This is a genomic window from Mucilaginibacter sp. A3364, from assembly GCF_059690715.1.
Window position 1 is genome coordinate 2,230,129 of record NZ_JCAWED010000001.1, and the last position, 15,302, is coordinate 2,245,430.

Annotated in this window: 16 protein-coding genes; 4 read left to right on the top strand and 12 right to left on the bottom strand. The window is 43.2% G+C overall.

Annotated elements, in window-relative coordinates; genetic code table 11:
* Window positions 1-152 precede the first annotated feature (152 nt).
* Window positions 153-764: an FISUMP domain-containing protein gene (locus tag AC59JT_RS09930; RefSeq protein ID WP_497398284.1), complete on the top strand. Its 612-nt coding sequence runs from the start codon at window positions 153-155 to the stop codon at window positions 762-764.
* 94 nt (window positions 765-858) lie between these two features.
* Here AC59JT_RS09930 and AC59JT_RS09935 read toward each other — a convergent pair whose 3' ends face one another.
* From AC59JT_RS09935 to AC59JT_RS09955, 5 genes are all read right to left on the bottom strand, one after another.
* Window positions 859-1,785 carry a bestrophin family protein gene (locus AC59JT_RS09935; RefSeq protein ID WP_497398286.1) on the bottom strand — a complete coding sequence of 309 codons (927 nt, stop codon included), beginning with the start codon at window positions 1,783-1,785 and terminating at the stop codon, window positions 859-861.
* 18 nt (window positions 1,786-1,803) lie between these two features.
* Window positions 1,804-2,304, bottom strand: a complete 501-nt coding sequence (locus AC59JT_RS09940) for a hypothetical protein (RefSeq protein WP_497398288.1) — start codon at window positions 2,302-2,304, stop codon at window positions 1,804-1,806.
* Window positions 2,305-2,400: 96 nt separating this feature from the next.
* Window positions 2,401-3,756, bottom strand: a complete 1,356-nt coding sequence (locus AC59JT_RS09945) for a sensor histidine kinase (RefSeq protein WP_497398290.1) — start codon at window positions 3,754-3,756, stop codon at window positions 2,401-2,403.
* Window positions 3,753-4,436: a response regulator transcription factor gene (locus AC59JT_RS09950; RefSeq protein WP_497398292.1), complete on the bottom strand. Its 684-nt coding sequence runs from the start codon at window positions 4,434-4,436 to the stop codon at window positions 3,753-3,755. Before AC59JT_RS09950 ends, AC59JT_RS09945 begins: the two co-directional genes overlap by 4 nt.
* 12 nt (window positions 4,437-4,448) lie before the next feature.
* Window positions 4,449-5,057, bottom strand: coding sequence for a DUF1349 domain-containing protein (locus AC59JT_RS09955; protein ID WP_497398294.1), 609 nt, complete (start codon window positions 5,055-5,057; stop codon window positions 4,449-4,451).
* Window positions 5,058-5,358: 301 nt separating this feature from the next.
* Here AC59JT_RS09955 and AC59JT_RS09960 point away from each other — a divergent pair, with 301 nt between their 5' ends.
* Together AC59JT_RS09960 and AC59JT_RS09965 are read left to right on the top strand one after the other, a co-directional pair.
* Window positions 5,359-6,012 carry a metal-dependent transcriptional regulator gene (locus AC59JT_RS09960; protein WP_497398296.1) on the top strand — a complete coding sequence of 218 codons (654 nt, stop codon included), beginning with the start codon at window positions 5,359-5,361 and terminating at the stop codon, window positions 6,010-6,012.
* An 86-nt stretch (window positions 6,013-6,098) separates the two neighbouring features.
* Window positions 6,099-7,673 carry a carbohydrate-binding domain-containing protein gene (locus tag AC59JT_RS09965; RefSeq protein ID WP_497398298.1) on the top strand — a complete coding sequence of 525 codons (1,575 nt, stop codon included), beginning with the start codon at window positions 6,099-6,101 and terminating at the stop codon, window positions 7,671-7,673.
* A gap of 68 nt (window positions 7,674-7,741) precedes the next feature.
* Here the strand turns inward: AC59JT_RS09965 and AC59JT_RS09970 are convergent, their stop codons facing one another.
* The 7 genes from AC59JT_RS09970 to AC59JT_RS10000 all read right to left on the bottom strand — a co-directional run bounded on the left by AC59JT_RS09970 (window position 7,742) and on the right by AC59JT_RS10000 (window position 14,692).
* On the bottom strand, window positions 7,742-10,315 hold the full coding sequence (locus tag AC59JT_RS09970; RefSeq protein ID WP_497398300.1) for a PKD domain-containing protein: 2,574 nt from the start codon (window positions 10,313-10,315) through the stop codon (window positions 7,742-7,744).
* Between the two features lie 635 nt (window positions 10,316-10,950).
* On the bottom strand, window positions 10,951-11,364 hold the full coding sequence (locus AC59JT_RS09975) for a DUF4890 domain-containing protein (protein ID WP_497398302.1): 414 nt from the start codon (window positions 11,362-11,364) through the stop codon (window positions 10,951-10,953).
* A 4-nt stretch (window positions 11,365-11,368) separates the two neighbouring features.
* Window positions 11,369-11,728: a response regulator gene (locus tag AC59JT_RS09980; RefSeq protein WP_497398304.1), complete on the bottom strand. Its 360-nt coding sequence runs from the start codon at window positions 11,726-11,728 to the stop codon at window positions 11,369-11,371.
* Between the two features lie 135 nt (window positions 11,729-11,863).
* Entirely contained in the window at window positions 11,864-12,316 is a 453-nt protein-coding gene (rpmA, locus tag AC59JT_RS09985; RefSeq protein WP_497398306.1) for a 50S ribosomal protein L27, read from the bottom strand.
* A gap of 94 nt (window positions 12,317-12,410) precedes the next feature.
* Window positions 12,411-12,719, bottom strand: coding sequence for a 50S ribosomal protein L21 (gene rplU / locus AC59JT_RS09990; protein ID WP_497398308.1), 309 nt, complete (start codon window positions 12,717-12,719; stop codon window positions 12,411-12,413).
* 72 nt (window positions 12,720-12,791) lie between these two features.
* Entirely contained in the window at window positions 12,792-13,211 is a 420-nt protein-coding gene (locus AC59JT_RS09995; RefSeq protein ID WP_497398309.1) for a hypothetical protein, read from the bottom strand.
* A gap of 98 nt (window positions 13,212-13,309) precedes the next feature.
* Window positions 13,310-14,692, bottom strand: coding sequence for a dicarboxylate/amino acid:cation symporter (locus AC59JT_RS10000; protein WP_497398311.1), 1,383 nt, complete (start codon window positions 14,690-14,692; stop codon window positions 13,310-13,312).
* 58 nt (window positions 14,693-14,750) lie between these two features.
* On the opposite strand from AC59JT_RS10000, the gene AC59JT_RS10005 reads away from it, so the two are divergent.
* Window positions 14,751-15,278: a hypothetical protein gene (locus tag AC59JT_RS10005; protein ID WP_497398313.1), complete on the top strand. Its 528-nt coding sequence runs from the start codon at window positions 14,751-14,753 to the stop codon at window positions 15,276-15,278.
* The last annotated feature ends 24 nt before the right edge of the window (window positions 15,279-15,302 follow it).

Genomic DNA, 15,302 nt, shown 5'->3' on the forward strand with positions numbered 1-15,302 from the left:
AACAATACTATTTATACTAAGTCTTGATAAAGTTACATTATCGACTTGTGAGACCTATGCGACATAATATTTTTTAGGGTTGATGTAGCAAAATGGTGTTGATGATCGTCTTAGGATGACAAACAACATTTTTTAATATATCTATCACAATTATGCGTTTAAAATCAGCACTTCTTTTAGCAGTAGTGGCATGCTTTACAGCCTGCAAAAAATCAGATCAGCAAGATCCAACACCAAATCCTACCGGCACCGTAAGCATCAACGGAAAAGATTATAAAACCGTCAAAATTGGTAACCAAACATGGCTGGCCGAAAGTTATGCCGGAACCGGCGGCATGGTTTACGGCCCCAATGCCAAACCAGAGTATGGTAAGTATTACACTTATGTAGAAGCCAAAGCAATTGTATTACCTACAGGCTGGCGCATACCAACCATGGATGATTACAAAACCATGGGCCAGGCAAATGGCGTAGTTTTCACTCCGGGCGTACAAAACACACCCGCCTTAAAAAAGCTAATATCGGCCACGCGTTGGACTAACGCTCAAGGCAGCAATGCCTCGGGTTTTAATGCATTTCCGGCTAATATGATCTTTCAGGGGCAGCAGTCGCCGGATGGTGACGTGGCCGAGTTTTGGACGGCTACCGGCGAAACTTTCAGCATAATGGAAGCCGGTACCAACGGAAGCAGCCTCAATGTGCAATTTTTTAGCAATAGTGCTCAACCTGAATACCGTTTCCCAATACGTTTTGTAAAAGATTGATGAGTGATCAATAGCCCTTTAAAAGGTAAAGCCCTTCCGGATATGGGTCCGGTCGGGCATTTACTCAGGGCAACTAATTCAGGTTTTTAATATTTTATAAAATATAAAACATCATGTTGTTTGATGATGCCGGTACCTGCTCGGCAGGTTTGGCGTACTCATCTTTAAGCAACTGGTGCAAATCGGCCTCAATTTTTCTACTAATGGTAGTTGTAGGGGTGTCGGTTGGCTTATTTTCAAACGGATCCTGCAGGTGGATAGCCATTTTCTCGATCAAAAAGAATGACGATGAAATAGCTACCACCAGCGGTATTTGAAATATGCCGAAAAATTCCATAATGCTGAACGGCAGCAGCATTACAAATAAAAGTACCAGCATGTGTATATACACACTATAGGTTACCGGGAACACCGTATTCTTGATCCGCTCGCATGCACCCGAAGCGTTGGAAAACCGGTTTAATGTTTCGTCCATAGCAACCTGCTGGTATTCGTTTATCCATCCCATGCGCAGTAAAAGGCGCAAGTCATTTCCATGTTGTTCTAACAGCCCCAGGGGCACATTATTCATGGGTTGGATGGCATGTCTTTCTTCCTCAGAAATGTATTTTGATAAGCCCTGGTGAGCGTTTTGGCCACGCAAGTGGTGGCTTAAGCTGTGGCACCAGGCCATTTGGCGTTTTATCAAACGTTCGCGCATGGCACGTTTATCCTCGTCGTCATAACTATTATCAACAAAGGTTAAAACCTGGCGGGCAAATGAGCGCGAATCATTAACGATAGCGCCCCAAAGTGTACGAGCCTCCCACCATCTATCATAAGCCTGGTTTGACCTGAAGGCCAACAGCAAGGATATAATGGTGCCTAGTATGCCTGGTATAGCAATAGGTATAGATACGCCCGGGAAACCGTAAGAAGTATGTGCTATGTATACTAAAGTTGAATATAAAGCCAGTAGCGCCATCTCCATCTTCACCTTGCCAATTACATAGCTTACAGGGATATTTTTTTTAAGTAGCATAGTAAACAGAATTTAAGGTTACGCATATTGCTCGGTCAGCTCGGCTTCTGCCTCGACTGGCTCTGCAACTGTTAATACAGGTTGTGGTGCAGGTTGCAATTTTTCAACTTTGATCAATAACTCCGGACACCTACCGGTTAATACTGATGGATGCACACTGGTTTTATTAAGCATCTTGTACTCGTAAACCTCTAAATGCAGTATGGCATCAACTTCGTAAGCATCCAGGAAGTTTTTAAATACGGCTACGGTGTTGCCGTAGAAAAACTCCATTTGGATATTAGCTATCTGGCTGTATTCTTTTCTCAGGTCGGCACAGGCGGTATAAAATTCCTGCGGAATGTGGCGATATTCGGCCGAGCGGCGTGAAAGCATCAACAATTCGCGCACACAATCGGTAACACCCATCATGTGTACAAACAACAGGTTTATTTCTTCGGGATAGTACTTGTCAACCAATGCCGGAACGGTCTCCAGCGATTTGGTATTGAAATCAGTAGGAATAAGAATTGTTTTCATGGCATTTAATTATTTAAAGCGTTTAATTGTTTTGATACAATTTTAGCCCGCGATAATTAAGAAGCTATGAGAGAGTTGTTAGAATGTTATTAGAATTTATTTTTTATACAATGGCAGAAAAATCTGTATTTCGGTACCCTGCCCTACTTCTGAGCGTATACCGATAGTACCCTTGTGCAGGCGAATAATATTTAGCGTAAGCGGCAAGCCTACCCCATGTCCCGAGTAATCGTGCGTGTTGGATGCACGGAAGAATGGTTCAAAGATATGTTGCACCTCGGTGGCCGGTATGCCTATGCCATGATCGGTAGCGGCAAATACGATGTTATTATTTTGCACGCTAAGCTTAACAATAACCAGCGCGTTTTGCGAATATTTACACGCGTTGCTGATGATATTGGTGAATGCCAGGTTAAGCAGGTTGCTGTTACCTAAAACATATAAATTGTCGGCCTCGGCTGGCAGATCGCTAAAATCAACTTCGATATCACTTTTGGGGATGATCTTTTTAACAGCCTCTACAGCCACCATCACCATCTCATCCATCCGTATTTGCTGCCAGGTTTGTTTCTTGCCGTCGAAACCGGTTTGCGCAAGCGTGAGCAAGCTATTAAGCATCTGTATCAGCTTATCGGTTTCTGAGTGTATGGCGGTTAAGGTATGACGCGCCTGCTCATCAATTTCCGAATGATGTAGCGCCAGTTCCAGTTCGCTGTTGATAATGGTTAATGGGGTACGTAACTCGTGCGAGGCATTACTTACAAAGTTGTTCTGCGTTTCAAAGGCTGTTTCAAGCCTGTTCAACATATTGTTAAAGGTTGATGTGAGCTCGGCTATCTCATCTTTACCGCTCAATTCATCAAGCCGCCTGTGCAGGTTATCAGATGTAATGCTATTCACTTCATGAGTAAGCTTCCGCACCGGCGCAAACATATAAGCCGAAAACACCTTTCCCACAAAAAAAGCGATGATAAGCGAACCCAAAAATCCTATCAGTAATATCTCCTGCAGGTCCTGAATTTCCTGTAATCCATAAGGGTTTTGGGCGCTAACCACCACCATGTACTTACCTTGCTCGGTAGTTACTATTTTACCGGCGTAAAACTTGTTGCCCTCTTTAATAGTAGCGCGGTTGTTGGCTATAATATCTCGGTAAAAATCGCCGGGCAGGCTGTCTCTTTTAAAATTTCCGTTTTTATCAGCTTTAATTAAGCGGTGCCTTTCGGCTTCCAGTACTTCCAGGTATTTGTTTCTAACTTCCTGGTAAGCTTTATTATTCTCGCCGGGTAGCAGGTTTACCTGGGCGGTAATATTTACGCGGGCTTCCAGGCGTTTAAAAAAATCGCGGTAGTTAAACTGGTATTCAAAGTAAAGGATGAAAGCATTAAGGAGTATTAAAATGCCCGTTGATAGCGCCAGGAAAAGTAAGGTTATTTTACTTTGAATTTTCATTCAGCATCCTTCATAATATAGCCCATGCCAAATACGGTTTGTATGTAGCGGGTTTGATTTTTTTTATCCAGTTTTTTACGAAGGTAATTTACATAAACATCAACCACGTTGGTACCCATATTAAAATTAATATCCCAAACGCTCTCCAGTATTTGTATGCGCGACAGCACTTTCTTTTGGTTTTTCATAAAGTATTCCAGCAAACGGTATTCGGTTGGCGATAGATTAACGGTCTGCCCATCGCATTTAACGATCTTGGCATCGGCATCTAACTCTACATCGCCCAATTTGTATACGTGCGTAAGGGGCTTAAAATCGGTATTACGCCTGCGTAGCAGGGTTTTAACACGGGCGGCCAGTTCGGCCATTTTAAAGGGTTTGGCCAGGTAGTCGTCGGCTCCGCTTTCCAGACCGGTAACGATATTTTCTGTCGAATCCAATGCGGTTAGCATTAGTATAGGTATCTGGTTGTCAAACTCACGTACGCGTTTACAAAGTTGGATACCATCAATTGAAGGTAGCATTACATCCAATATCAGCATTTCAAACTGATGATCTTTGATCATTTGCAAACCGGTAAGCCCATCAATTGCCACGCTTATTTCAAAACCGTACTGCGCAAGGCCCCGTTTTATTACCGACACTACATTAGGTTCATCCTCTACCAATAAAACAGCCATGCACAATTATTTTTATTTAACTTTTACTACTTTAAAATCTTCAAACACCACGTTAAAGCTTTGCTTACCCGGTGCCGCAGCAACCATGCCTATCATAGCCTTAACATTAGGTGGGAAATAAGCCAGGCGCAGCATATCAAACTTCTTGTTATCAAACGAGTATTTAATCTCAACATAATCGCCTTTGCGCAACAGTTTTAACCAAACCGATTTTGGGCTGTCATGCCTTGGCACTACCGACCAGTCGGACACCTCGCGGGTAACAACGGCGCTTACATTCTGCACGCCATCAACGTATTCAATACCGGTTTTTATCCAGTTTTTATTATCTATCCTCACCATTAAACCGGCCTGATGAAAAAGTTCGTTATAGGCACCTGTTATTTTAACACTAGCTTCAAAATTGCCTGCCTGCTCGGTATAGTAAAACGGCCCGTTATCGCGTATAAAACCATAGTGCGTTACACGCCAGTAATCGGTATTGGCATCAACCGTCATAGTAAGCGTGTTACCATTAGCGGTTGATTTTAATGGTTTACTATACCATTTCATTGCAAGCGTTTGCGCCATAGTTACGGTACTTGCTAAGGCAAATGCAAGTGTTAATAAGGTTGTTTTCATAATTGGCAAATATATTTGCTGTTATCTTCACAAAACCGCCCTGTTTATCCAACCAATGTCATTTTCGTAATTGGGCCATAAAAAGTTTTTTGGCAAAGTAAAATTTCGGCCACTAAGCGCTAAAAACTTCATCTGTTAAGGCATAAAAGTGCTGATAAAGCGCAAATTACACGTCAGATGCGCTTAACCGCTCAATTAAACTCAATAATGATTAGAAAGTTTTAAGAACAACTTAAAAAAGAAACTAATAATTAGCTATACCTAATTTTATTAGTTTTGTGAGATATCAAAATATTTTGAGATGAATACTTTATCAGAAGAGAATTACCTGAAAGCTATTTTACGTTTGTCGCAAAAATCAAACGAAAAGATAACGGCTACTGCCATTGCCGAAGCGCTGGGTAATAACGCGGCATCTGTTATTGACATGATACGCAAGATGAGCGATAAGCAACTGATAGAGTATGACAAAAAGAAAGGCGTACGCTTAACTCCGCAGGGACTAAAAGATTCTATACTCATTGTGCGCAAGCACCGCCTTTGGGAGGTTTTTTTGCTGGAGAAATTGGGGTACCATTGGGATGAAGTACATGATATTGCCGAAGAACTGGAGCACATAAGCGATGCTAACCTGGCCGACCGTTTGGATAAGTTTTTAGGGTTCCCTGAATATGATCCGCATGGCGACCCCATCCCAAAAGCAAACGGCAAACTACCTAAAACCTACACCGTAACCCTGGCCGACGCCAAAACCGGTTCGCCCGTACGTGTGGGCGCTGTGCGCGATACCAGTAACGCTTTTTTACAATACCTGTTAAAGCTGGGTATTGGTATAGGTTCGCAGATTCAGGTTATGGAAAAAATAAGCTATGATGGTTCATTGGTGATCAGAATCAATGATCAGGATAGTGTTACTGTGTCGCAAAAGTTTAGCGAGAATATTTTGATCAGCTGATCCTATTTTTATCGGTTCATTCGGGGCATTAGTCGATACCCGGTCTCATCATCGCTTAACAATAACTTAATATTGTGGAGTAATTAATGATAGCGATATTCGATAACCAATTTATCCAAATGACCACGTCTAAATTTTCGGCCTTCGTAAGGCCCTCGCTCCTGTTGAGTTTATTCATCGCGTTAAGCATAATAAGCTGCAAAAAAGGCACTAACAATAATCCTGACGATGGTGGCTCTACATCAACCACAGCTACTATTGATAGCACAGCCATTACTACGGGTACAGCCGAAGGATCGACAGAAAAAGCTGTAAATGCCGATGATTTGGTAGAAAATTCAACATTCACCAGTACAGTAACCATTGTAATGGGTACAACAGCTACCATTACCAACCCCGTAGCAAGCGGCCTGGCTATTACCCAAAGTAATGGCGATGTGGTTATAAATGCTACGGCCAGCAACGTGGAATATGTGGTAAGCGGCACTACTACCAGCGGTTCTGTAAAAATTTACAGCGATAAAAAATTCAAGTTAACACTTAACAATGCCACCATTACTAATAACGACGGGTCAGCTATCAACATACAATCGTCAAAACGCGCGTTCATCGTGGTAGCTGACGGCAGCACAAATACACTTACTGATGCTGTAACTTACGCAACATCAACCGAAGATATGAAGGGTACCATATTTGCCGAAGGCCAGGTAATTTTTAGCGGTAACGGCACCTTAAATATCAAGGGTAACAATAAGCACGGCATAGCCAGCGATGATTATGTGCGCATACGCAGCGGCAACATTAATATAACCGGCGCAGCCAGCGATGGCATACACAGCAATGACGCTTTTATTGCCGATGGCGGAACCATTAATGTTACATCAAGCGGAGATGGAATACAAGCCGAAGAAGGTTATGTGGTGATAAACGGGGGTACTTTCAATATAAAAGCTATGGATAAAGGCTTATCAGCTTCATACGATGGCACCGATGCCACCATTACACCTTATGTTACCATTAATAACGGCTCAATAACTATTAATACAACCGCAGGTGAAGGGATTGAGAGCAAAAGTTTTATGACTATTAACGGTGGCACTATTGTTAATAATAGTTATGATGATGGTATTAACGCAGCCAAAGCTATTTACATAAATGGTGGCTATGTGTATTGCTATGCTAGCAATAACGATGCATTCGACTCAAATGGTACGATAACTGTTACCGGTGGCCGCATAGTAGCCATTGGAGCGTTAGGACCCGAAGCCAGTTTTGACTGCGATGCGCGTCAATTCAAAATTACCGGCGGCACCATTATTGGTATTGGTGGCGCAACCAGCGCCCCTACAACATCAGTATCAACTATACGTTCGGTGGTAATGGGTGGTGGCAGCGCCGGGCTAATACATATTGAAGCTGCCGATGGTACCGAGGCATTAACCTTTCAAGCGCCACGTGCATACAACACCTTATTATTTGCAAGCGCCAAATTAAAAGTAAGCACTACTTACAACGTTTATACCGGAGGCAGCATTGCAGCAGGTACTAATTTTAAGGGCCTGTATAGCAGCGGCGTTTATACCAAAGACACTAAAAGCAGTACCAGTTTTACCACTACTAACATGTTAACACAAACCGGTGGTAGCATCAGCAAAAATTAAAAAATGTTATTAATGAAAAAAGCCCGGCCAATGTGAGGCTGGGCTTTTTTTATGCTGAAAACATCTGTTTACCGTATAATGGTAATATAACCTGTAGTGACCTTACGCCCGTTTTTTGGGTTGATGATGTAATAATATATGCCTGTGGAAAGATCAGCCCCACGGGTTCGTCCATCCCATGGTATGGGATACCCGACTGATGCGAATACTTTTTGTCCGTAACGGTTGAATATATCTACCGTGCAGCCGGGATAGGTGTTTAGATATTTGATATCCCAAACATCGTTTATCCCATCGCCGTTAGGCGTAAACGTATTGGGTATAACCGGAAATTTGAGTACCGTAATTAATGTCGATTTTTTAACAAAACAACCTTCGCTATTGGTAACGGTAAGGGTATAAACCATGTCAATAGCGCCCCCGTTTAGCACTGGATTAAGTATGTTTGGATTACTCAAACCCGTAAGCGGAGACCATTGATAGGTTAAGCCCTGCCCGGTAGCTTTGGCCTGTAACGTAGTGGTACCCCCTTCAAGCACGGTAAGCACATCTGGCATATCAATAGTTGGCGATGGCTTAACCGTTATTTCCCTTATCAAAGTGTCTGCACATCCCGTACTGGCGTAAGTATAAATACATCGTATTTGCCACTTGCCTACTCCTGCCGTCGCGGGATTGAACATGCGGGTGGTATTGTTTACCCCAGGACCTGAAAAAGTTATATTGCCGCTCAAGCCGTTATTACTGTTATCGTTGGCCATTAATAGCAGTTGGTCTGCATTCTGGCATATTTCGGCCGGCAAATTAAATTGCACAACCGGTGCCGGCGACACGGTTATATTATTGGTAGTCACATCAAAACAGTCATGACCCGAATACGCTATCATGTATATTTGATAGGTGCGTGCGGTGTTACCGGGTACATAAGTATGGCGGTAAAGCTTATCCTTATAGGGGGCATTATCAATTTCATTTGCTGAGGTATCGCCCTGATAATCGTAATAGATCTTTATGCGGGTAATAACGCCGAATACACCACTAACGAATGAAGTGTTCCTGAAAAAAACTTCACGACTATTACATAACGAGTTTTTGTTTAATACCTCGATGCGGGCCACGGGGTCGGACCCGTTTACGTTAAAAGTCTGTGTCAACGTCTCTATACATCCCTGGGCTGAGGTTACAGTAAGCTTAACCTGGTATGGTTTTGCTTGCGTAAATTGGTGGGTTGGATTCTGATCGTGATTTACAGGAGTACCATCGCCAAAATCCCATTCGAAGCTTAGCTGGTTAATATTTCCGCCCGGAATTGTACTGGTATTGGTAAACGTGACTTGATCTTTAATGCATGATGGCGGTATGGTAAAACCTGGTACAGGTAATGGGTGTATGGTAACCGTTTGTGACGTACCATTACGACACCCCTGATCTGTTACAACAGTTAAACTAACATTATACTGGCGCGCCGTTTTAAAAGTATGCTGAATAGGCTGATTATCATAGGCCGGGACTACCGTACCATCATCGAAATCCCATATCCAGGATTTTATGTTGCCATCCACTGTAGTTGACGCGTCCTTAAAAGTAACTGCCGTGTTAACGCATTGAGGGGGTGAATAATTAAAGTCTACCGTCGGTAGCTCCGTGATATGTATAATTTGAGGAACGGCCTCGGTCTTACAACCTGTTGAGTTGGTTACTACCAATTTAACTCTGTAATCGCGGGCAGCCATAAAAGTATGACTCGGCGAGCGCTCGTTGGAGGTGGTACCATCATCAAAATCCCAGAAACAATTATCGGTAACATCGCCGCGTTCGTCCGAGAATAACACTTCCGACCGTACGCAATTAGTCAGATTGGCTTTTATCTTAGGATCGGGAAATCCCACTACATTCACCACCAATCGATTGGAGGCAACCACACACTTGCTTTGATCGATAACATCCCTTGCACCCGATACTATGCGATAGCGATACATACCTATCGCGGGTAAGGTTTTTATTGGAAACGTGCCGGTTGTGGTTGGAGCACCCACATCTGTCCAGTCTCCATTATTTACCTGCATTTGCAATTTTTGTACATAATCTGCGGGCAAAGCGGTAGACGTTGAGATAGTCAGGTCCCTGGTAAAAGCAGCACCTTCGCAAAGGCTCACAGAACTACTCCCCGAATCGAAAGCTATGTCTACAGTTGGACCCAACGGACGAAAGGTAATATCATCAATACCAACATCATTCCCTATTCCACCCGGCGCTATGTTAGTCATTTTTAATACCAATGGCTCGGTATTGTTTGGCGCGGTAAAAGTAAACGAATACTGTTTCCAGGTATTATCTCCGCTAGTTAACGGTCCGGTTGGTCTACCCGGGCCTAGTTTAATACCGGATAGGGTTTCTACAGTAAAAACAATATCGGGCCTAACATTATTGTTAGGATTGGTAATCATGTTTTTCACCCATGCAGCAAACTGGTAAGTGGTATTACCACACAGCCCTGTTATAGACCCCTGATAAAACACGCCCGCTTGGCGACTGGCGTTTACCAACATAAAATAGCTTCTTCCGTTGCCGGTGGTGTGGTCGGTACTTAAAAACCAGCCGTTGTTAATACGGTTGCCGTTGGAGCTTGCGGTTGTATTCACAATTGCATATTCGCCATCGTCAGGCGATTGGGTTACATACTTGTAATCTGTGGTAGCCTCAGCCGGGTCAAGCGGGGGCCAAACTGCGCAATGCCCTCGCCAAAGGTGATATTGACGATAGGGTCTCCTAAACTTTGCGCGTATGCCGGCCGCACCATTATAATTAACAGAACTGCAAACAAGGCAAAAGCCTTTACGGCATTGATTATTCTGATAAGAAAATAGTGCATCAATTAGTAATTGGTTTTTCTGACCTTAAATTTATCAAAAAAACCAATTACACGGCAATAAAAATCAGCTTTTAAAGGGTTTAGAAGATGATCCACATCATATCGATGGTGATGATGACGGCTACTACCCAACCTAAAATTTTGACACTGGTTGGCGGGCCCGGATAGGGATCTTTGTCGCGGAATTCCATATAAATTAATTAGAGTTATATGGGCTTATACGGCAACAAATAACACAAGGTTATCATTCAAGTTAAAAAAATTTCAGAGAATACAAAATATAAGGCGCAGTGTAGCGCTGTATGCGTAGCACGCTACACCGCTACATTTTTTGTAGCATGCTACAAAACTCATAACCAGCATCTTATTTTCAAACACCGCCAATTACTGGTTTTGCCTTTTACGCTACTGCGGCGGTGGCGCGGGCTTGTCACCGGAAGGGTCACCGGGACCACGGGGGCGCATACGTTGTTCTATTTCGCGATATTTCTTAAATTGATCGGCGGCGAGTGCTTTTTTTATCTGCTCATCACGGGCTTTTACCAGTTTATCTACCTGTGATTTCTTTTCTATAGGTGGCGGCGTGGGTGGGCCGTCCTGCCTGCCGAGCAGCTTTTCCATGTCGGCAAAAAAGCTTTTATAGGCTTGTTCAACTTTTTGTGTTTGGGTAGGTTTAAGTGCCAACTCTTTCTCCAGGCGTGTGGTAAGCTGCTTAAGCCGCATGGCCGGGTTTGGCGGGCCTCCCGGCGGCGGGCCTTGTTGCGCCATGGCCATGGTGGCAAACATTATGGTTATTAAAAGAGTTCCGAATAGTTTCATGGTATTATTTAATATTACGGGCAATAGTTTCTAACAGCAACTCCATATTAAAAGGTTTGCCAATAAAATCATCGGCACCGGCTTCGCGGGAAGATTGCTCCACATCCTTACTGGCCGATATGATCACCACCGGGATATGGCGCGTAAGCTCATTTTGCTTCAATTGCCGGCACACTTCCCGCCCATCTGTGCCCGACATCCAAATGTCCAACAAATACAGATCAGGCAGTTCATCCATTATTAAAACCGACGAACCATTCAGCGTAGCACTTACTTCGTATCCTTCAAACTCCAATAACATTAACAACGAATCTAATATCCCCGAATCGTCGTCGGCAATCAATATCTTTTTTGCCTTATCCATTAATTTGTATCTGCATGTAAATAAAACAACCTGGGGTTGTAAAAATAATAAGGCGCTAAATTATTAAAATCTGCCAAATAAAAAACCCCGATACTTTTCAGCATCGGGGTTTTTTGTATGATTAAACTGTTGAAATTACTCAGCAGCAGGTGCTTCTTCAGCGTCAGCAGCTTTTTTCTTAGGGGCTGCTTTCTTTTTTGGAGCTGCTTCTTCAGTTGCAGCCTCGGCAACCGGAGCTGCTTCAACTTCAGCTACAGGAGCTGCTTCAACAACCGGTTTAGCGGCTGCTTTTGTTTTCTTAGCAGGAGCTGCATCTTCTGCAACCGGTGCTGCTTCAAAAGGAAGTACAGAAACGTATGAACGATCATCAGCTTTCTTTTTGAAAACTACCTGACCATCGATCAAAGCGAATAAAGTGTGATCTTTACCGATACCTACGTTTTGACCTGGATTGTGTTTGGTACCACGTTGACGAACGATGATGTTACCTGCAATAGCTGGCTGACCACCGAAAATTTTGATACCTAAACGTTTGCTATGGGACTCACGACCGTTACGTGAGCTACCGGCGCCTTTCTTATGTGCCATTTTCTTTTTTTGTTATACGTAGTACGTCATACGTAATACGTTATGTTTTCAATATTGCTACGTACAACGTAAAACGTCATACGTCAAACCTTAATTATAAAGAGATACCAGTGATCTCGATTTTGGTAAACTGCTGACGGTGACCGTTTTTCTTTTTGTAACCTTTTCTTCTTTTCTTTTTGAAAACGATTACTTTATCACCTTTTAAATGAGACACGATCTTAGCCGATACTTTAGCGCCTTTCAAATCAGAACCTAATTTGAATTTACCTTCGTTTTCTGCTAACAACACATTGTCAAATTCAATACTAGCGCCCTCGTCACCTTGTAATCTGTGTACAAAGATCTGCTGGTCTTTAGCAACTTTAAATTGCTGTCCGGCTATACTTACTATTGCGTACATGGTTTGTTATTTATGTTTTTAAAATTTCGAGGTGCAAACATAGGCAATTGCTTTTCAAAAAACAACACATTTTTACTTTTTCTGCTTACCCTCTTCGTCGGCTATTACATTCTTGATCTCTTTGATCAAACGCTGGTTGGCATCTTTCAATTTTTCAGGTCCTTCAAAAGCCTCATCAAATAACACACGTTTGGTTTTGCGCTTGTATTTAAACTCGATTAAATAGTGTAAGGAGTTTTTAGTTTCCGGACGGTCAGACAACTCTTGCGTAGGGAAATCCCAAAAACCCAGGTCGGCAGCCTTACGGTGCAGGTATAGCAGGTCGTTACTGTTTAGCTTTAAAGTTCTTTTTACTAAGGAGTCGCGGTTATCAACAAACTGGTACTCTCCTGTTTTTGAATTGTACTTGTTTACCAAACTATCGCCGGGACCATATTCAAAGCGGATACTTTCAAACTCCACAAATTTATAAGGCGCGTTTTTCACCATCATACCATAATAGTAAACGCAATACGCCATAAAGGGAACAACAATACTTAGAATTAGAAATATTCTTTTTGAACGATTTGAAGACATATTATAGATGTAAATTATTCATTATTATCCGGAAGCTCTCCTTCCCATTTACTCACGACGCCCGTAGCCATAGCATTACCTAAAACGTTAGTGGCCGAGCGGCCCATATCCAACAAAGGATCAATACCTATAATAAGGCCTAACCCAGCTTCCGGGATATTAAACATGGCCATCGTACCGGCAATTACCACCAACGACGCACGTGGCACACCGGCAATACCTTTACTAGTTAGCATCAGTACTAATAACATGGTTACCTGTTGCGCTACCGAAAGATGTATACCATACGCCTGTGCCAGGAACAACGAAGCAAAGGTCATATACATCATAGAACCATCCAGGTTGAACGAATAGCCCAGCGGGAGCACAAAGCTTACAATTTTGTTGCTGCAGCCAAAGCGCTCCATTTCTATTAGCACACGTGGATACGCGGCTTCGCTGGTTGAGGTACTGAAAGCCACTAACATGGCATCCTTAATACTGCTAACCAACCTGAAAACACGCGTACGCAATACCATAAAGCCTGCGAAGATGATCACAGCCCAAAGCACTAATAGTGAGAAATAGAACTCGCCGATGAACAATGCGTAGGTTGATAATATGCCCAATCCTTGTTTTGCTATGATAGCTGTAATAGCCCCAAAAACCGCAAACGGCGCCAACTGCATTACATAGCCGGTTATTTTTAATATCACATGAGCGATGGCGTCCATGGCTTTGATCACTATCTGGCCCATATCGCCGATCGCTGCTGTAGCCACGCCGAAGAACAGGGCGAACACCACGATCTGTAATATCTCGTTATTGGCCATCGCCTCGAAAATACTTTTCGGGAACACATGGCTGATGAAGTCTTTTAACGATAGCGCCGTTTTTTGGATGCCGGTACTCAGGTGCGAATCGGGCAGTGTAAGGTGCATAGCTTCACCCGGTTTAAACAGGTTTACCAATACCATACCCAATAGTAGTGATACCAGCGTGGCGCTCAGGAACCAGAGCAGGGTTTTGCCCCCTATCCTACCCACAGCTTTAATATCGCCAACCTTTGCCACACCTACTACCAGCGTTGTGAATACCAGCGGAGCCACTATCATTTTGATGAGGCGCAGGAAGATATCACTCAGGATACTGAAATACTGCACCTTTTCCTCGCGGGCCGTATCGTTTTCCTTGCGGATAGCGATCTGTTCGGCTTTTTGCGCTTTCAGATCTTTGTAGACAGCGGTTGTGGTATCAGTGGTCGCGGCAATTTGGGTATTAATTGTTTTGAGGGAAACCTCCGCGGCACTAATTTTGGTGTTAAATGTATTAATTACATTAACATTGTACAGATAGCCTACTATAACGCCCGCTACCAGCGCTATAAATATGTAGAGAGTTAGTTTACTTCGTTGCATTTATAAATATAAGGGGGCAAAGCTACAAAAATTACTAATTGCTAAAATATAATAAAGCATGAGCACAAGCACCTATGGCTTACAGGATATAAAAAAAGAAGTACAGCACCTTTCGGGCCCGCAGGTTACCGAGCTGTTGCTGCGTTTGGCGCGCCACAAAAAGGAGAACAAGGAACTATTGGCTTATTTATTATTTGAGGCCGGTGACCAGGCCGGCTTTGTAGAGAAGGTGAAGGCCGAGGCCGGATTTATGTTTAGTCAGCTGCCTGTGCGGAGCTATGAGTCGGCCAAATATATGCGCAAGGTGTTGCGATTACTGGGCAAGTACACCAAATTTATAGCCGCCAAGGAAGCCGAGATAGAGCTGCTTATTAACTTCTGCAACAACTACCTGCAATATGCCGACAGGCGCGCCACCTACAAACCTTTGCGCCTGATACTGACCCGGCAGCTTGAGAAAATAAAGGGCCTTATAGGAAAACTGCACGAGGATATGCAGTATGATTTTGTGAACGACTACAACGCTTTGCTAGACGACGCCGAAAAAAAATTAAGCTGGTTTAACAAGAATAGTTATGTGTTGTAACAAACGCCTTATATTAGCGTCATA